The organism is Breznakia pachnodae (genome assembly GCF_030814225.1).
In the GTDB taxonomy this organism is placed as follows: Bacteria; Bacillota_I; Bacilli_A; order Erysipelotrichales; family Erysipelotrichaceae; genus Breznakia; species Breznakia pachnodae.
On record NZ_JAUSUR010000002.1, the window covers coordinates 373,030 to 390,731 of the forward strand.

At 31.4% G+C, this 17,702-nt stretch carries 18 protein-coding genes; 16 read left to right on the forward strand and 2 right to left on the reverse strand.

Annotation, left to right across the window (positions count from 1 at the left end):
- Positions 1-49: 49 nt before the first annotated feature.
- Both J2S15_RS07670 and J2S15_RS07675 read left to right on the forward strand, forming a co-directional pair.
- Positions 50-766, forward strand: coding sequence for a hypothetical protein (locus tag J2S15_RS07670; protein ID WP_307406993.1), 717 nt, complete (start codon positions 50-52; stop codon positions 764-766).
- Between the two features lie 37 nt (positions 767-803).
- Positions 804-1,568 carry a class I SAM-dependent methyltransferase gene (locus J2S15_RS07675; RefSeq protein ID WP_307406995.1) on the forward strand — a complete coding sequence of 255 codons (765 nt, stop codon included), beginning with the start codon at positions 804-806 and terminating at the stop codon, positions 1,566-1,568.
- Positions 1,569-1,594: 26 nt separating this feature from the next.
- Here the strand turns inward: J2S15_RS07675 and J2S15_RS07680 are convergent, their stop codons facing one another.
- Positions 1,595-2,977 carry an MATE family efflux transporter gene (locus J2S15_RS07680; RefSeq protein ID WP_307406997.1) on the reverse strand — a complete coding sequence of 461 codons (1,383 nt, stop codon included), beginning with the start codon at positions 2,975-2,977 and terminating at the stop codon, positions 1,595-1,597.
- Positions 2,978-3,214: 237 nt separating this feature from the next.
- Here J2S15_RS07680 and J2S15_RS07685 point away from each other — a divergent pair, with 237 nt between their 5' ends.
- From J2S15_RS07685 to J2S15_RS07735, 11 genes are all read left to right on the forward strand, one after another.
- Complete coding sequence (locus J2S15_RS07685; RefSeq protein WP_307406999.1) at positions 3,215-5,176, forward strand: BglG family transcription antiterminator; 1,962 nt, start codon at positions 3,215-3,217, stop codon at positions 5,174-5,176.
- A gap of 9 nt (positions 5,177-5,185) precedes the next feature.
- Positions 5,186-5,638 carry a PTS sugar transporter subunit IIA gene (locus J2S15_RS07690; RefSeq protein WP_307407001.1) on the forward strand — a complete coding sequence of 151 codons (453 nt, stop codon included), beginning with the start codon at positions 5,186-5,188 and terminating at the stop codon, positions 5,636-5,638.
- 94 nt (positions 5,639-5,732) lie between these two features.
- The gene (locus tag J2S15_RS07695; protein ID WP_307407003.1) at positions 5,733-6,044 is read left to right on the forward strand and encodes a PTS fructose transporter subunit IIB; all 312 of its coding nucleotides are present in this window, start codon (positions 5,733-5,735) and stop codon (positions 6,042-6,044) included.
- A 10-nt stretch (positions 6,045-6,054) separates the two neighbouring features.
- Positions 6,055-7,125 carry a PTS fructose transporter subunit IIC gene (locus tag J2S15_RS07700; protein ID WP_307407005.1) on the forward strand — a complete coding sequence of 357 codons (1,071 nt, stop codon included), beginning with the start codon at positions 6,055-6,057 and terminating at the stop codon, positions 7,123-7,125.
- A 13-nt stretch (positions 7,126-7,138) separates the two neighbouring features.
- Positions 7,139-7,993 (forward strand): class II fructose-bisphosphate aldolase, encoded by an 855-nt coding sequence (locus J2S15_RS07705; protein ID WP_307407007.1) that lies wholly within the window; start codon positions 7,139-7,141, stop codon positions 7,991-7,993.
- A gap of 18 nt (positions 7,994-8,011) precedes the next feature.
- A complete protein-coding gene (locus tag J2S15_RS07710; protein ID WP_307407008.1) occupies positions 8,012-8,878 on the forward strand; it encodes a ketose-bisphosphate aldolase in 867 nt (288 codons plus the stop codon).
- Between the two features lie 105 nt (positions 8,879-8,983).
- Positions 8,984-9,940, forward strand: a complete 957-nt coding sequence (locus J2S15_RS07715) for a carbon-nitrogen hydrolase family protein (RefSeq protein ID WP_307407010.1) — start codon at positions 8,984-8,986, stop codon at positions 9,938-9,940.
- Positions 9,941-9,945: 5 nt separating this feature from the next.
- On the forward strand, positions 9,946-10,527 hold the full coding sequence (locus J2S15_RS07720; protein WP_307407011.1) for a TetR/AcrR family transcriptional regulator: 582 nt from the start codon (positions 9,946-9,948) through the stop codon (positions 10,525-10,527).
- A 31-nt stretch (positions 10,528-10,558) separates the two neighbouring features.
- Entirely contained in the window at positions 10,559-10,912 is a 354-nt protein-coding gene (locus tag J2S15_RS07725; RefSeq protein WP_307407013.1) for a DUF1622 domain-containing protein, read from the forward strand.
- Positions 10,913-10,927: 15 nt separating this feature from the next.
- Positions 10,928-11,620 carry a C45 family peptidase gene (locus J2S15_RS07730; RefSeq protein WP_307407015.1) on the forward strand — a complete coding sequence of 231 codons (693 nt, stop codon included), beginning with the start codon at positions 10,928-10,930 and terminating at the stop codon, positions 11,618-11,620.
- Positions 11,621-11,649: 29 nt separating this feature from the next.
- The gene (locus J2S15_RS07735; protein WP_307407017.1) at positions 11,650-12,324 is read left to right on the forward strand and encodes a carbonic anhydrase family protein; all 675 of its coding nucleotides are present in this window, start codon (positions 11,650-11,652) and stop codon (positions 12,322-12,324) included.
- Positions 12,325-12,369: 45 nt separating this feature from the next.
- Here J2S15_RS07735 and J2S15_RS07740 read toward each other — a convergent pair whose 3' ends face one another.
- Positions 12,370-13,536, reverse strand: a complete 1,167-nt coding sequence (locus J2S15_RS07740) for a MalY/PatB family protein (protein WP_307407019.1) — start codon at positions 13,534-13,536, stop codon at positions 12,370-12,372.
- A gap of 120 nt (positions 13,537-13,656) precedes the next feature.
- Between J2S15_RS07740 and J2S15_RS07745 the strand changes: the two genes are divergently transcribed.
- The 3 genes from J2S15_RS07745 to J2S15_RS07755 all read left to right on the forward strand — a co-directional run bounded on the left by J2S15_RS07745 (position 13,657) and on the right by J2S15_RS07755 (position 17,700).
- Positions 13,657-15,630 (forward strand): BglG family transcription antiterminator, encoded by a 1,974-nt coding sequence (locus J2S15_RS07745; RefSeq protein ID WP_307407020.1) that lies wholly within the window; start codon positions 13,657-13,659, stop codon positions 15,628-15,630.
- Positions 15,631-15,939: 309 nt separating this feature from the next.
- Positions 15,940-16,803, forward strand: coding sequence for a sugar phosphate isomerase/epimerase family protein (locus tag J2S15_RS07750; protein WP_307407022.1), 864 nt, complete (start codon positions 15,940-15,942; stop codon positions 16,801-16,803).
- A 24-nt stretch (positions 16,804-16,827) separates the two neighbouring features.
- On the forward strand, positions 16,828-17,700 hold the full coding sequence (locus tag J2S15_RS07755) for a class II fructose-bisphosphate aldolase (RefSeq protein WP_307407023.1): 873 nt from the start codon (positions 16,828-16,830) through the stop codon (positions 17,698-17,700).
- Positions 17,701-17,702: the final 2 nt, after the last annotated feature.

Sequence of the window (17,702 nt, forward strand, 5' to 3'; positions counted from 1 at the left end):
TAATTTAAGACCTTTTTTTGTACAATTTTTAATATTGAGGAGAAATATTATGTCAAAAATAAAGGATATTAGGTTTTATAGAGAAGTTTCCTCTGATGCATTAGAAACAAGAAGAAGTTGTGAAGGATGCATAAAAAAAGAATCTTTAGTACCTACTAATCGATTACTTTTCAAATTAAGAGAAATTGAATTTTCATTTAAAGATAAATTTGATCATCTTTATATAAATTTCACAACTAGATTAAAAGAAGAACAATCTGAATATATAGATAATCTCTCTATTTATAAATATGATGGATGGTTAAGATATGTTGATTATGGTATTAGTGAAGAAGACTATCAATCACTTAATACGAAATCAGGTATCTGGGTTTTGAACAAAGTTAAAAATGTTCTAATTAAACATTTTTGTGAAACAAAAGAAGAAATAATAAATATTGAGAAAATAGTAAATGAAATTATTAAAGATGGAGAACAATATAGTTGTATATATAAACAAAAGAATTCAACATATGGAACTGTTAATATAAAAGTACAGGTGTTAGATTATTTAAAAATATTACCAACAATTGAAATTTTAGATACAAAGGATAATTTAGTGTTAGTAGAAAAATTAGAGCCAATAGATCATTATGTACTTATTCAGCAATTTTCAACGATTACTATGAATAAAAAATCAGTTACAATCAAACCACGAAAAAATGCATTTAGTGAAATGTATAAAGATAAATATGGGGTAGATATTATTAAACTTACATTATCTTAAATAAAAAATTAGATTATACTAAAAAGGAGATAGACTTATGAAATTAGAAGAACTATATGAGCATTTTAATGAAGATGAAAGATTAAAAACAACAAAAGCAAACTCAATCGAGTTTATAACAACTGACCATTTTATTCAAAAGTATTTAAAAGAAGATAGTAAATTATTAGAATTGGGAGCTGCTACAGGAGCATATAGTATACATTATGCAAAACAGGGCTATGATGTAACTGCAGTGGAACCAGTAGAAAGAAACTTAAATATATTAAAAAGTAAAATAACTGATGATATGAGAGTAACTCCAATTTTAGGAAATGCGCTAGATCTTTCAATGTTAGAAGATAATACATTTGATATTATTATGTGTTTGGGACCTTTTTATCATTTAAAAACAAATAAAGAAAGAGTTCAATCTATTAATGAGATGAAAAGGGTTGTAAAAGATGATGGAATAATTCTAATAGCATATATTTCGCATGATATGATAGTAATCTGTGAGCAAATGAGATATGATTCTCACCTTTTAATTGATGAGAGTGTTTATAAAGCAGAAGAACATCGATTAGTTGATGAACCATTTACATTCTTAACTTATGATGATATGAAAGAATGTGCGAACGATAATAATCTTACATTGATTGAAGAATTTGCTCAAGATGGAACGAGTGAATTGTTTGCTGATAAAATTAATGCAATGAGTGAAGAAGAATATAAGAACTGGTTAAGCTTTCATTTCTACATTTGTCAGAAAAAAGAATTAATAGGATTTAGTAACCATATAGCTGGAATTTATAAGAAATAAAAAAGCAAAGGAAATTTCCTTTGCTTTTAGTTTGCATACTGTATTTTTATTTCTTGTTCTTGCTCTTCATTCATCATTTTAAATATATAACGAGTGGATAGAACTACTGCAATTAAAGATACAATGTCAGCAATCGGTGCAGAGTATAATACTCCTTCTAATCCAAACTGCATTGGTAAAATTATTACCAATGGAACACTTAGTATGAAATCTCTTAATAAAGACAATCCAGTTGATAATACTGGTTTTCCAAGTGACTGTAAAAAGATACTTGTAGATTTTTGAATACAACATAATACAATCGTACATAAGAATATACGGAAAGATTGTACAGCAAATTCATTGTATAATGCACTTTCACTTCCAAAGATATTAATGATAGATGATGGAAATACTTCAAATATAAACATAGCAATGATACCTACAACTAACTGAGCAACCATCATTGTTTTATAAACTTGTTTTACCCTGCCATACTTCCCTGCTCCATAGTTATATCCAACAATTGGTTGGGCTCCAGCTGCAATACCAACAACAATCGAAATTACAATTTGGAATACTTTCATAACAATTCCCATTACTGTTAATGGTATATCAGCACCATATTTTGATAATGCTCCATATTTTACTAACATATTATTCATTGCAATCATAATAACTACAATTGAGATTTGAGTTAAAAAACTGCTGATACCAAGTGGTAAGTATTCTTTAATAACAGATGCAGATAATTTAAAACTCTTTCTTTTTAACGTAAATGTTTTTGAATTTCTTAAGTACAAATAACATAAAATTGCACTTATAATTTGTCCAAAAATAGTTGCTAGAGCTGCACCCATCATTCCCCATCCAAAGATGAAGATGGCAATTGGATCAAAAATCACATTGATAATTGCTCCTACAAGAGTTGCTAACATCGAATATTTTGGATTTCCATCGGCACGAATAACTGAGCACATTGCATTACCAAACATAAAGAATGGTATTCCTATCACAATATAAGTATAGTACTCTCTGGCATATACAATATTATTTGGTGTAGCACCAAATGCTGCTAGTAATTGCTCTTGAAAAACAAACAAAATAACTACAAATACCAAACTGATGGCAAGTACTAATACAATTGTATTCCCAACACTTACATGAGATTTTTCATCATCTTTCTTTCCCTGACAGATACTAAGAAATGCTGCACATCCATCTCCACACATCAAAGCAACTGCCAAGGCAATAATTGTAATTGGGAACACCACATTTGTTGCCCCATTTCCTAAATAACCAATTCCCTGTCCAATAAATATCTGATCTACAATATTGTAGAGTGATGATACTAATAGAGACATAATACAAGGAATGGAAAACTTCATCATTAACTTCCAAATTTTTTCATTTTCTAAATAATTATTCATATAATCCTCCTAAAAAAAGAAGTACCAGTCATGAGATAGCCTTCTCATAACTGGTACTGCCATGCGTATGATTATAACACACCTAAAATTAATGTGTAAGTATTTTTTTATACATATCATTTATATGGTAAATGTGGTAATTTTTTTCTAAGAGCAAATATATTTACCACATTAAAGTGCCGATTTATTTTTTTTAATAAATCTTTAATTTGTTAAGTTATATATAAAGGAGGAGCTATGAAACTAGAGAAACGAAACTACTACTTTACGAAAATTTTAGAGTGTCTGTTGGAAAACGAATTAGTTACAACCAAAGATATTGCTGAGAGTGCAAGAATATCGGAAAAGACAACACGTACTAAAATCAGTGAAATTAATGAATATCTCTTAGACAATGAACTTGGTGAAATTCAAAAGAAACCAAGAATTGGAAATTGGCTGGAAGTAGATGACAATCAACGTAGTAAAATCAAACAGATTATTTATAATACGGATGAACTCTTAACTATACAAGATAGCGATGAACGAATGTTTGATGTATTAAGCTATATCTTTAAAAACCGTAAAAAAGAAATAATTACTACTACGATGCTGGCAAACTACTTATATTTAAGTACACCAACTATTCTAAAGATATTAAAGGAATGTGAAGTTTATCTTAATGAACAACATATTACTTTAAAAAATACTAGAAATGATGGAATCATCATCTTTTTCAATGAATCCAATTATCGTAATGTATTAAAGAAAATTATTATGAGAAGTTCACAGACAAAATCAATTGAAAAGAATATCATGGATATTTTACCTGGTATACAAATTGATAAAGTAAAACGAATAATGCTGGATGTTGAAAATGAGTGGAAGTTTGAATTTAGTGATGAATCATTTTATGAGATTTTAGTATATTACTGTATGGCAATTCATCGTTGTAATAAAGGTACTTTTAAAATTGATACCAAAGATTTAAAAACCATAGAGCAATATCATGAGTATACGTTCGCCAAAGCAATTTTTGAAAAAATTGAAGCAGAATTTAATCTTAAATTTTCTAATGAAGAAGTACATTTTCTAGTCATACAAATCCTTTGTTCACGTTTTTTAGGAGAAGAAGTAGATTTTGAAAATAAAGAAATTGTAACCCGTTATGATGCAAGACTAATTGCATTTACGGATGAATTGATTGATATGGCAAGTACGATTTTAAGTAGTGATATCCGAGATGACCATATCTTAAAGAACAGTTTGCTGAATCACTTAAGGTCAACTGTATTTCGAATGGAATATGGAAAACCGTCTTCTAATTCCCTTCTCTATTTTATTAAGAAAGAGTATAAACATCTGTTTCGTCAGATGTGGAGTACGAGTGTATTATTTGAAAAATACTTTAATTTTAAAATAACCGAAGATGAATTAGGCTTTATCTGTTTGTATATACAGGCAGCATTAGACCGTAAAGAACAAGAGTATAAACTACTTATTGTATCGAATCATTCGAATAGTATGATACAAATTCTTATTCAAAGAATAAATAAAGTATATCCTGAAATACGTGAAATTAAAGTAACTGGATCTCATGACTTTAATAAATCAAAATATAAAGAGTTTGGTTTGGTTATGAGTATGGTAGAACTTCCTTTTGAAGATGAGAGGATTTTCTATATACCAGATGCATTAAATGATGAGTGGTTACACTTATTATCAAAAAAAATGAAAGAAGTATCTTTGGACAGAACAAAAGAAAGTAATGTCTTTGATGCAATCTGTCACCAGTTATTTGATCCGGAATTGATTTTTATAAATGTAAAATGTTCGAGTAAAAAAGAACTATTAAAAATTATGATTAAACGCATGAATGCGAAAGGTTTTGTGACAAAAGATTTTGAGCAGAGTGTATTTGATCGTGAACATGCAACAACTACAGAAATTGGAAATGGAATTGCGCTACCTCATGGGAATCAGTTTTATGTAAATGAACCTAAAGTGGCGATTGCAATTCTTGATAAACCAATCATCTGGGATCGTGAGGAAGTAGATATTGTTTTCTTACTTGCGATGCGGATGATCAGCAAAGAAGAAAGTCGACAAGCTCAGTCTTTCTATAAGCAGTATGTTTCTTTGGTTGAAAGTAATGAGAAGATTTTAAAGTTAAAATCAATGGAAACAAATTTAGAATTATACAGGTATTTAATACGATAGGAGAGAAGTATGAAAGTTATAGATGCAATTGATGAAAGAATCATTGATTTATCAATGAATACAACAGACAAGAAAGATACAATTACACATTTAGCTGAAAAATTAAAAGCAGCTGGATATGTTGATAATATTGATGAGTTTGTAGAGGATATTTATGAAAGAGAAGCACAGGGGTCTACGGGAATTGGAAATTATATTGCGATTCCTCATGGGAAAAGTGATTCAGTAAAGCAGGTAGGGATTGCAATTGGAAAACTAAATAATGAAATTGAGTGGGAGACATTGGATGGGAACGGAGTCAATTTAATTTTCTTGTTTGCTGTAAGTAATGATCATGAATATGCTAGAAATCATATGAAGTTATTAGCAGAAATTGCCACAAAATTAGGAAATGATGAGGCTGTAGACAAACTTATGAAGATGACAAAAGTCGAGGAATTAAAGGAGATATTTGCATCGTAAAAAGAATTACCACATTAAAATGACGCAACTTATTATTAAGCGGAAACAGTTATTTGTTATCTTAAAAATAGGTTAAGAGTTCAAGGAGGATGTTATGAAAATAGTAGGTATTGCTGCATGTACATCAGGAATCGCACATACATATATCGCAAAAGAAAAACTGATGCGTGCAGCCGAAGCTTTGGGTCATGAAATTCATGTGGAAACACAGGGAACGATTGGTACTGAAGATGAATTAAAGGCAGAAGATATCAAAGCAGCTGATGTTGTAATCATTGCTGCGGATATCAAAGTAGGTGGTAAAGAACGGTTTGCTGGAAAGAAGACTGTAGAAGTTCCAACTCACATCGTTATTAAATCACCAAAAGCATTACTTAATAAAATTCAAAATGATTTAGGTCTATAAGGGGGATAATATGAAAAATTTACAGTTAAAAAAACATGCAATGACTGCGATTTCATACATGTTACCACTAATCGTAACAGCAGGATTATTAATTGCAGTTGGAAATCTAACAGATGGAAGTGTGATTTCAGATTATAAAGCAGCATACAGTATACCAGATGCTCTAGTATCATTAGGGGTACTTGGAATGGGACTAATTGCTCCAGTAATGGCAGCAGGTGTATCTTATTCCATAGCTGATCGTCCAGGTATTGCACCAGGTTTATTTATGGGGTTAATTGCTAACTCAATTGGTGCAGGGTTTCTTGGAGGAATGTTAGGAGGATACTTAGTTGGTTACTTCATCAGATGGATGAGAGGAGCACTAAAAGTTCCAAAATGGGCAGAAGGTTTAATGCCTATGATGATTCTTCCAATGGTATCAACTACCATAATTGGATTATTAATGTTCTTTGTATTAGGAGTACCAATTGTTTGGTTATCAGAATGGTTAACCGAAACATTAACTGGATTACAAGGAGGATCAAGTTTCATCTTTGGAGCAGTTATGGGAGGAATGGCAGCATTTGACTTTGGTGGTCCAGTAAATAAAGTTGCATCACTATTTGCAGATGGATTATTGTTAGAAGGAATTTATGGTCCAGAGGCTTGTAAGATTTGTGCATCAATGATTCCTCCATTTGGAGTAACGTTAGCATGGATTATCAATAAGAAAAAATATACAAAACAAGAAGCAGATAATATTAAAATTGCCTTCCCTATGGGAATCTGTATGATTACTGAAGGAGTTATTCCAATCGCAGCGAATGATCCACTTCGTGTAATTGGAGCGTGTACTGCTGGAGGTGCATTAGGTGGAGCACTAATTATGACAATGGGTGTAGGATCTTCAGTTCCAAGTGGTGGAATGTTTATTGTACCAGCAATGGAAAATCCAATTGGTTTCCTAATTGCATTAGGTGCAGGAACAATCTTAACAGCAGTAATCTTAGTCGTTACTAAGAAAGTAGCAGTAGAGACTGAGATTGTCGATGAAGAGGAAGAGGAATTAGACTTATCTGGAATTGTAATTACAGAATAAGGAGAAATAAACTATGTATGTTTCAATGAAAGGTATGCTTGAAAGAGCAGACAAAGAAAATTATGCAGTTATGGCAATCAATTGTTTCAATATTGAAACAGCAAGAGCAGTAATTGAGGCAGCACAGCAGGAACGTGCACCAATCATCGTGAACATTGTTCAGGAACATATGGTGGAACATTGTGACAGTGCATTAATTGCTCCAATTGTAAAAACCTTAGCACAACGAGCAAGCGTAGAAGTAGCATTAAATTTTGATCATGGGGAAGAAATCGGGCTACTAAAGAAAGCAATCGTTGATGGTTATTCATCAGTAATGGTGGATGCATCAAGATTTGATTTGGATGGTAACATTCAGATGTCAAAGGAGATTGTTGAATTCGCAAAAGCTTATGATGTTAGTGTAGAAGGTGAAATTGGTTGTATGGGTGGTAGTGAAGGTGGAAAGTTCACTAAGGAATCAATGCTGACAGATCCACAAGAGGCAAAACGATTTGCACAGGAATCAGGTATTGATGCATTAGCAATTTCCATTGGAACATCACACGGAAATTATCCAGAAGGTTATGTACCAGAATTTGACTTTGATCGATTAAAAGAAATCAAAGAAGCAACAAAGATGCCTCTCGTATTACATGGAGGATCTGGTTCTGGTGATGAAAATATAAAGAAATGCGTAGAATTTGGAATCAATAAAATTAATGTAGGTTGTGATTTTATGAATGCCAATGTAGATAGTATTAAAAAGCATCTAGAAAAAGATCCAGATATAAACTATTGGGTGATGATGCATCAGGTAGAAAAAGATAGTCAGGAATTAGTAAGACATTATATTCGATTATCAAAATCAAATGGAAAATCATTATAGAAAGAAGGATTATATCAAATGTTAATGAATATGAAAGAATTATTAGCAGTAGCTAATGAAAAAGGATTTGCAGTACCAGCATTCAATATCGGAAGTGACCAATTATTAAAAGCAGTTATGCAGGAGTCAATCGCAAAAGATGCTCCAGTTATCTTAGAATTATCTCCAGACGAATTAGTATTCGTGGAAGAAAGTTTAATTCAAAGTATGATCTATGAAGCAAATAAAGCAGATATTCCAGTAGTTATTCACTTGGATCATGGAGATACCATCGATATTGTAAAACGTGCGATTAATGCAGGATTTACCTCTGTAATGATTGATGCATCAAAACAACCATATGAAGAAAATATCGCAATTACCAAAGAAGTAGTTGCACTGGCTCATCCAAAAAATGTATCAGTAGAAGCAGAGTTAGGAACGATTGGAGTTACAGGTAACTCAATTGAAGGTGGAACCAAAGATGTAATTTACACCGATCCTAAACAGGCAAAAGATTTTGTTGATAAAACGAATGTTGATACCCTTGCAGTAGCAATAGGAACAGCTCATGGTATTTATCCAAAAGATATGAAACCAGAATTACGTTTGGATATCTTAAAGGAAATTAAGGATATTGTTAATATTCCACTAGTTCTGCATGGCGGTTCTTCAAACAAAGATGAAGAAATTGCAGAAGCAGTAAAAATTGGAGTTTCAAAAATCAATATCTCAAGTGATATTAAAGTGGCATTCTATGAAAAATGTAGAGAAGTATTGAGTTCTAATGAAGGATACAGAGAACCATTAGAAATTTATCCGGAAAGTATTAAAGCTTGTAGAAATGTTGTCGCAAATAAAATTGAATTATTTGATGCAGCAGGAAAAGCAGCATTATACCGTTAACGATTAGGGCATTATTAATTTAATGCCTTTTTGTTTAATACTTTACAGAACAACGTTCTTTCGTTATAATTAAAGAACATTGTTCTGTAAAGTGAGGTGTTACTTATGAAAAAGATAATTATGGCAATGGTCCAAATGAAAAACTACTATGATAATCATAAAAAAGGAAAAGAAAAAATGGAGGAGTATATTGAAAAAGCAGCAAATGAAGGAGCTGATATCATTGCCTTCCCTGAACTTTCTATATGTGGATATATTCCAAATAAAACAATATGGAATCATGCACAGTCTCTCTATGATGAAGATGTTAAATGGATAAGAATGCTGGCTAAGAAATATCATATTTATATAGGTGCAGGATTTATTGAAATAAAAAATAATGATTTTTATAATACATATTTTATAATGAACCCCAAAGGTGAACTTGATGGTGTCATTCGTAAAGAAAATGGTGAAGCAGATACATTTAAGCATAAAGAAGGAGCATTATATATTGATACTTCTTTTGGAAGAATAGGTTTGGGAATTTGTGCTGATAATCATTTTGTAAATAGACTTGAAAGAATGAAGAAAGTGAATGTAGATATCATGCTGATGCCACATGCTATGCCAATCCCTTTTCAAAAAAGCCGTTCTATATCTGATAATGATTTAGTAAGATTCAAACGTCAGCCTTATGCCGTTGCAAGTACATATGCACAATATTTAAATGTTACAACGGTTTTTATAAATGCAGTAGGAGATTACCCTAAGTTTCATGGTAAAATAGGGACAAAGAGTTTTAATAATGATTTTGCATTGCTTGGAGGATCTTTGGTTGTTGATGAAAAAGGTAAGGTTCTCTTAGAAATGAATGATCAGGAAGACTTTCAGCTTATTAAAATTTGTATTGAAAAAAAGAAACCAAATAACTATAAACCCAAGGCTTATAATGGACAATGGCTACATCCTGGAAATGCATTGTTTCGACGGATCATCTTCCCTATTGCTGTTAAACAAGGTATACATACTTATGAAAAGACACATATGGATGGTGTAAATAAATTAAACGAAAAGAGATAACAAATATGAAACGAGTTGTGAAAAAACCAGAAGTAAGAAAACAAGAATTGATTAGTATTGCATTGCATCAGTTTATTCAAAATGGCTATGAAAAGACTTCAGTAAGATCAATTTTAAAAGAAGCAAATGGTGAAATAGGAATGTTTTACTACTATTTTGAATCTAAGAATGATATTTTTGAAGCTGCTTTAGATTACTATAATGAAATATTTATTGAAAAGTTAAAAGAATCAATAGATATAAATCAATCCATATTACAACAGTTTGATTCTATTTTAGTGAATACATTTGCATCAATCGATAAGTATCGCCAGTTTAATAAAGAGGCAAGTAGTGAAACAATATTAATTCTACATGCTTCAACACTAGATAAACTAGTTCCAATTTTTAAGGATAACCTGAAGCAAAACGAACCTTCGCTTTCATCCTATAAAGATGAAGACTTAATGAGTATTGTTAGATTTTTATTGTATGGAATCAGTGGTATTATTCATAACAAAGATATCGATGATATCAACATAAAAAAGCAACAAGTAAAACAAGTATGTAAATTAGTTCTAAATGGTATTGAAAATAAGATACAATAGATACATAGAACATTTATGGAGGATAGGATAAATGGAAAAAATTTCACCTATATTAGACACGCTTGCAATTATTATTGATATATTTTCAGTAATTGTAATTACTTATGGAGTAATATTGTGTGCAAAGGACTTTATAGTTACAAGATTCACATCAAAAGACAGTAAGGATTCTTTTATTGCGACTACTGTTATTAAAAATCAGTTGGCATCTTATATATTATTAAGTCTGGAAATATTAATTGCTGCAGATATCATTGAAACGATTGTAAGTCCAACCCTAACTGATATTGCATTACTGGCAGCAACGGTTGTAATCAGAACGGTAATTTCTTATTTCTTAAATAAAGAAATTAAGGAATCAAATTTAAAAGAAGATTTAGATTAAGGGAGGTTATTAATAATGTGCACTAGTTTTGTAAATAAAGAGAAGAATATCATAGGGATGAACTTTGATAATAATGGAATGAAGTATTCAATAAAGAAGAATGATAGTAGTTTTGTAATATTAGTAAATATTGAAGGTAGAAACATGCCATCGTTTGGTGTTACCAATGAAGGAGTATTTATTAATAGTCAATTTACAAAAGAAAATGAAGAAGGTAAATACAAAAGAACAAAGAATGCTGTTCATATGACACGCTTAGTAAGTGAGATACTAAGCAAAAAGATTAATTCAGGTGAAATAGAAACGATATTGGAAGATAAAGAAATTGTAAATGTACCTAGTATGAGTTGTCATTCAATGTTAGTAGATAGTGAAGAAAATGTATGGATTGTGGAGCCAGGAAGACCAATACAAAAACATCCACACACGGATTCTTCACCAGTAGCCTTAACTAATTTTTCTTTGTATGATTACAAAACAAAAAATGAAATAAATGGTGTAGGAATTGAAAGATACAATGAAATCAAAGAATTATTGAATAATACATCATTTTCTACTCCACAAGAATATTTTAAATTATTAAGAAATGTGTCACAAAACGGGACCTGGAAAACCGATTTTTCTTTAGTTTACTCAAAGGATGAAAATAAGGTATACTATTGTGAGAATCAAGAATTTGATAATGTAAAAGAACATCAATTTATATAACTATTGTTAGTGAGAGACAGGGAGAAGTTATGAAGAAAAATAATTGGTCATATATGGGTAGCTCAGGACCAATGTTCTGGGGTGGAATGTGCAGTGATTTTATGATATCGGATATTGGTGAGGAACAATCGCCTATTGATATAGAAGAAAGTGAAGTTTGCGATTGTAATGATAAAGTGAATTTTCACTATACAGAAGATCAGTTTACTATAGTAATAGAAAATCATACATTTCGGTTATATCCATCAAAAGCGAAATCTCAATATTTGGTTTTTAATGAAGTTAGTTATAAACTGGATCATATTCATGCCCATATACCCTCTGAGCATACATTGAATCATCGTTATTTTTCAATGGAGTGGCATTTCGTACATAAAAATGCAAGAGGAAATATATTGGTATTAGCTGTCTGGGGGAATGTAGAGGATGAAGGAAAAGAATGTTTTTCTGATATAAGTGGTAAGTTGTCACGAAAAGAAACAAGCGTATTATTGAATCCAAATGATATGATTTCTAAACATAGTAACATCTTTACCTATCGGGGATCATTAACGACACCACCAACAAGTGAGGGAGTTACCTGGTTAATTTTAAGAGATATTCAGCCAATGAATTTAAAGAGTCATTTATTTTACAGTTGTTTCTTAAAAAATAATTGTCGTCCAATACAAAAACTAAATCATCGAAAAGTTAAAAAAATATAAAAGCAGAAAGAATCTATTCAATAATAGAATTCTCTCTGCTTTTCATTATTTAATCGCTTTATCAATTTCTTTTAATGTTTCAATAACATTTTCTAATACTGCATATTGTGTTCCAATATTGAAGCGGAAATAATTTCTTCCTGACTCTCCAAACTGTTCTCCCATCTGCATTCCAAGTCCATGATCAATTAGTATTTTTTTCATCTCTTCAGAAGATAGGTTGAAATTACTGTAGTCAATCCATAACAGATACGTTCCTTCACTATTGAAACATACAAAACGAGTTTCTTTTAAACCATCCTGAATCATCTGATAACTTTTATACAAATATGCATCTAGTTCATCTACCCAGTACTCACATTTTTCATAAGCAGCTTTTGTAGCTTCAATCGCAAATATATTCAAAGAAGTACTATTCATTCGCTTTTCTTCTAACTGATATAGTTTTCTCATTCGTTCATTATAAATTACTACATAAGATGACTTAATTCCAGCAATATTGAAAATCTTTGTTGGTGAAGTAAGTGTATAAATTTGTTCTTTATAACTTTCATCTAAAGTTGCCATTGGTGTGTATGTGTATCCAGGAAAGATAAGATCTTTATGAATATCATCAGAAATAATAGGAACATTATACTTCTTACAAAGTTCAATAACTTTCACTAACTCTTCCCTATTCCAGACTCTACCACCAGGATTATGAGGATTACAGAAAATCATAACTTTAGGATTATGTTCAATTATTTTCTTTTCTAAATCATCAAAATCAATTTGATAGTGATAGTTATCTACTTTCATTTCTGAAAACACAGGAACTCGTTTTAAAGTTTTCGTTATATCAAAGAATGGATAATAGATTGGTGATAACATCAACACATTATCTTTTTCTTTCGTTAGTATACGTAATAAAATATTTAAAGAAGAAAGAACGCTACTACTAAAAAGAATTTCATCCTTCTTCATATCCCAGTTATGACGCTTTTTATTCCAATTAATTACACTAGAATATAAGTCTTCTGGTAAATCATTATATCCAAACACACCATGATGCAAACGTTTCTCCATTGCATCTAGCACTTCTTTTGGTGAAGAGAAATCCATATCTGCAACCCATAAAGGAATTACATCAGCTTTTCCAAAAACTTCTTCACGACTGTCCCATTTAATTGCCCCACTACCTACTCGATTTATTACTTTATCAAAATTATTCATATATACTCCTTAAATTTATCTATATATTGTATTTTAATATGCTAGAATAAAAATGTAAACAAAACTACTTGTTTGAAGATAGATAATTAGGGAATTAATTGGAAATTAAGGAGATAAACCATGATTGATGCCTTAACGGAAAAGACGATTCGAGTATTATTGGGAAGTGATACTCCAGTTACTTCAAAGCATATCGCAAATGAAATCGGTATGTCAGTAAGCAGTATTAAACACAATATGGATTACATAAGAAAAGTAATTCAATCAAGTGGAGCTGTATTAAATTCGGTCCCAGGAAAAGGTTTTTGGATCGATGCAGAAGGATCGCAAAAAAAGGATTTAGAAGAACTGATTAATCAGAATAGAGATAAATCGTATTCCTTTGCATATCGAAGAAATTATATTTTGGATGTGCTTTTTAAGCATAACTCCAACTATACAATACAAATATTCGCAGATGACTTAGGAGTAGGAAGAAATATTATTTTAAAAGACCTTGAGTTAATTGAGAAATGGTTATTGTATTTTGACTTACAGGTTATAAAAACAAGAAACAAAGGTGTACGTGTAGAAGGTGGAGAATTTAATATTCGTCAGGCGATCATGTACAATAACAGTTCGCGTTTGGAAGAAGTAGAACTAGTACACCCCAGAGATGATGAACGATTAGATTATCGTATTGATCAACGATTTTATAATTACTATCTAGAAGTATATCCAAAATCAGATATCTACAGAATTCAGGAACTGTTGTGTCAGGTCGAAAAAGATACTGACTTTACCTATGATGATGTATCGTTTGTTCAATTGATTGAGTATATAACGGTATCATTATTAAGAGTAAATGATGGAAATATTATTATTGAAAAGAATATTTTGAATAATTGTCGAATCACCAATAAAGATTATACAGCGGCGAAAAATTTACTGGATAGTGAAGTTGGAAATCTTCAGTTATATCTTTCAATTGAAGTAAGATGTATGGCTGCACAGTTTGTACTTCATGGATCTTATGATGTAGCTACCAGTCTTATTAAAGAAGAATATTATGATGAAATTGCCAGAAACTTTGTGGAACGCTTAAAAGGAATAATTGTAAATAAGACGTTATTTATTAATGAAGGTCTTATCAGTGATATAGGTTTATTCTTCCAAAAGAAAAAAATGCAGCAGAGTTATCAGATGATTACAGGTAACTACTTTCGCCGAGATATCAAAAAGCAACTGCCAAGTTTATATGGAATCGTATTAGCGAATATCTTACCAATTGAAACCAAGTTAAATATTAAGTTTACTGAAAATGACATTACCTATTTTGTAATGCTGATTGATAATGCAATGGAAGATACAATTTATGATTTGAAGACATTATTAATTACTTCTTATGATTACAACACTTCAAAATATCTTGAAAATAAAATCAAACGAAGCATTGAAAATATCTCCATATCGAAAGTTATCAATAGTGAAGAACTGCAAACAATTAATGAGCAGGATTATGATCTTATAATTACGACTACCCCTGTTGAGATTGAACGAGCACTAAAAATATCAAGACGTGTTGGTACTCCCGACTTTACATTAATTGAAAAGAAAGTAAAAGAGATTCAAATTGAGAAACAGGAAATCATTGTACGTAACTATCAGCTGTTTAGTGAATCACTGATTGTTTCTAAATTCAGTGCCAAACGAAAAGAAGATGTAATTGAAAAAGGTTGTAAGTTGCTAATGGAACAAGAGTATGTAAGTGAAGGATTTGAAGATAAAATCTTACAACGTGAAAACATTACACCAACATCAATCGGAAATGGAATAGCAATCCCCCACGGTTATCGCAGTTATGTGTTAAAAAGTGGAGTTGCAGTTATTCGTTTGGATCATCCAATCAGTTGGACGGATGATGATAAAGTAGACATTGTCTTTGTGATAGCGATTGATTTTGAAACTCAGGGAGAAGTGCATAGTTTCTTTGCACAATTTTATGAGCTAATTGATGATCATGAACGGGTTGCTTCAATACGTAGTGCTAAAAATAAAACAGAGATTTTAGAAGTTATTGATGATAGTGGAATGATTGTCCACGAGACTTCATAAGTGGAATTAAAAAGTAAAATTTCAATATTATTAGCAACAATAATTACAGATTAAAAATACGAATACAAGTACAAGAAAACACAGTGATTAAAAATTTTACTGTGTTTTTTTTGTACTTTTTAATAGTAAAAAGTATATGGTTGAGACCCATAAAAGACAGTATTTATCGGCTATAAATCAATTAATCTTTTTATGAACCAGACCTAGTGCAAAACAAAGTTTTAATGAATTGGCTTTTTTACTTATGCTCTTTTATCATTAAATTAGAAAGGAAGACAAGCAAAACTTCCAAACAGAAAGGAGAGAAAGATGAAGATTAGATTTGGAGTAGACTCATTTATTTGGAGTGAAGTCTTTGGTGAGAAAGACTTATGGATTATTCCAAAAGCAGAAGAGTTGGGATTTGAAACAATTGACCTTGCAATCGCCCACCCGTTTACCTTTCCAACGGAAAAAGTAAAAGCGGAATTGGCGAAGACAAACTTAGAAATTGTAACAACTACAACGTTAAATGCTGATAACAACCTGATCTCTGATGATGAAAAGATTCGTCGTAATGGAATTGAATCTTTAAAAAAATTAGTAGATATCAACTTAGCCTTAGGTTCTAATATCCTTGGTGGAGTAAACTATGCTGGTTGGGGTTGTTTAAGTGGAAAACCAAAAACTGAGTTAGAGTGGAAGCATTCGGTAGAAGCAATGCGAGAAGTCGCAGAGTATGCACTTAAGAAACATCCAAAATTGAAAATCTGTGTTGAACCAGTAAACCGATTTGAAACCCATTTTATCAACACTGCAGAAGAAGGTGTTCGATATTGTAAAGATGTGGGTACTGGTAATATGGCAGTTCATCTGGATTGCTTCCATATGATTCGTGAAGAGACTAGTTATACAAAAGCCGTTGAAACTTGTGGAAAAGAGTATCTTGGTTATGTCCATGTTTGTGAGAATAACAGAGGAATACCAGGTACTGGACTTGTACCATTTAAAGAATTCTTTATTGCTTTAAAGAAAGTTGGTTATGAGGGTCCATGTGTCATAGAAAGTTTTGACCCAAGTTTTGAAGAATTAAATGCGAATTGTGCAATATGGAGAAAGTTTGCAGATACGGGAGAAGATCTTGCAGTACAAGGACTAGCAAATTTGAAAAAAATTGCATCCGAAATTGAATAAATAAAACACTAGGAGGAAATAACAATGTTAGTGAATATGAAACAGATTTTAGAAGAAGCTGAAAAGGGTGGATATGCGATTGGTTGTATTAACACGCCAAATGTGGAAACATTACGTGCGGTTATTGGAGCAGCAGAAGATTTGAATGTTCCTATTATCATTGACCATGCACAAGTACACGATACATTGATTCCAATTGAAGAGATTGGACCAAAGATGGTGGAATATGCGAAGAATGCGAAAGTTCCAGTTTGTGTGCACCTTGATCATGGTAGTGACTACAATTTTGTAATGAGAGCAATTCGTTGTGGATTTAGTTCTATTATGTATGACTTAAGTGCATTACCATATGAAGAAAATATGGCAAAGCTAAAAGAATTCACAAAACTTGCTCATGATTTAGATATTACTGTAGAAGCAGAATTAGGAATCATGACATCAACTGAAGATGACACTCATGGTGATGATACAGTCTGGGACAATGAATCAATTAAGATTACATTCACAGAACCAGAACAAGCAGCTGAGTTTGCTAGAGAAACTGGTGTTGATGCACTTGCCGTATGTTTTGGAACAGCACATGGTATCTACTCAGAACCTCCAATATTGGATATTGAACGAGTAGTGAAGATGCGTGAAATCATGCCAAAAGATACTAGAATTGTAATGCATGGAGGAAGTGGAGTAGATAATGAGCAAGTACAGGCAGCAATTAGTGCAGGGTGTTCAAAAGTTAATTACTACTCATACATGGCAAAAGCAGCAGCAAAACATATCTATGAAGAATTAGATGAAACAAAAGGAAGTGCATACTGGCATGAAGTACAAGAAAGTGCATATCGTTACATGAGAGAATATGCAAGGGAAGTGTTAACAGTATTCAAGAATGGAAAATAATT

Excerpts from the sequence above, each read along its gene's own strand:
- J2S15_RS07700 (WP_307407005.1), top strand. The coding sequence starts at position 6,055 with ATGAAAAATTTACAGTTAAAAAAACATGCAATGACTGCGATTTCATAC.
- J2S15_RS07680 (WP_307406997.1), bottom strand. The coding sequence starts at position 2,977 with ATGAATAATTATTTAGAAAATGAAAAAATTTGGAAGTTAATGATGAAG.
- J2S15_RS07750 (WP_307407022.1), top strand. The coding sequence starts at position 15,940 with ATGAAGATTAGATTTGGAGTAGACTCATTTATTTGGAGTGAAGTCTTT.
- J2S15_RS07740 (WP_307407019.1), bottom strand. The coding sequence starts at position 13,536 with ATGAATAATTTTGATAAAGTAATAAATCGAGTAGGTAGTGGGGCAATT.
- J2S15_RS07670 (WP_307406993.1), top strand. The coding sequence starts at position 50 with ATGTCAAAAATAAAGGATATTAGGTTTTATAGAGAAGTTTCCTCTGAT.
- J2S15_RS07725 (WP_307407013.1), top strand. The coding sequence starts at position 10,559 with ATGGAAAAAATTTCACCTATATTAGACACGCTTGCAATTATTATTGAT.
- J2S15_RS07755 (WP_307407023.1), top strand. The coding sequence starts at position 16,828 with ATGTTAGTGAATATGAAACAGATTTTAGAAGAAGCTGAAAAGGGTGGA.
- J2S15_RS07695 (WP_307407003.1), top strand. The coding sequence starts at position 5,733 with ATGAAAATAGTAGGTATTGCTGCATGTACATCAGGAATCGCACATACA.
- J2S15_RS07685 (WP_307406999.1), top strand. The coding sequence starts at position 3,215 with ATGAAACTAGAGAAACGAAACTACTACTTTACGAAAATTTTAGAGTGT.
- J2S15_RS07675 (WP_307406995.1), top strand. The coding sequence starts at position 804 with ATGAAATTAGAAGAACTATATGAGCATTTTAATGAAGATGAAAGATTA.
- J2S15_RS07705 (WP_307407007.1), top strand. The coding sequence starts at position 7,139 with ATGTATGTTTCAATGAAAGGTATGCTTGAAAGAGCAGACAAAGAAAAT.
- J2S15_RS07745 (WP_307407020.1), top strand. The coding sequence starts at position 13,657 with ATGATTGATGCCTTAACGGAAAAGACGATTCGAGTATTATTGGGAAGT.
- J2S15_RS07690 (WP_307407001.1), top strand. The coding sequence starts at position 5,186 with ATGAAAGTTATAGATGCAATTGATGAAAGAATCATTGATTTATCAATG.
- J2S15_RS07715 (WP_307407010.1), top strand. The coding sequence starts at position 8,984 with ATGAAAAAGATAATTATGGCAATGGTCCAAATGAAAAACTACTATGAT.
- J2S15_RS07710 (WP_307407008.1), top strand. The coding sequence starts at position 8,012 with ATGTTAATGAATATGAAAGAATTATTAGCAGTAGCTAATGAAAAAGGA.
- J2S15_RS07735 (WP_307407017.1), top strand. The coding sequence starts at position 11,650 with ATGAAGAAAAATAATTGGTCATATATGGGTAGCTCAGGACCAATGTTC.
- J2S15_RS07730 (WP_307407015.1), top strand. The coding sequence starts at position 10,928 with ATGTGCACTAGTTTTGTAAATAAAGAGAAGAATATCATAGGGATGAAC.
- J2S15_RS07720 (WP_307407011.1), top strand. The coding sequence starts at position 9,946 with ATGAAACGAGTTGTGAAAAAACCAGAAGTAAGAAAACAAGAATTGATT.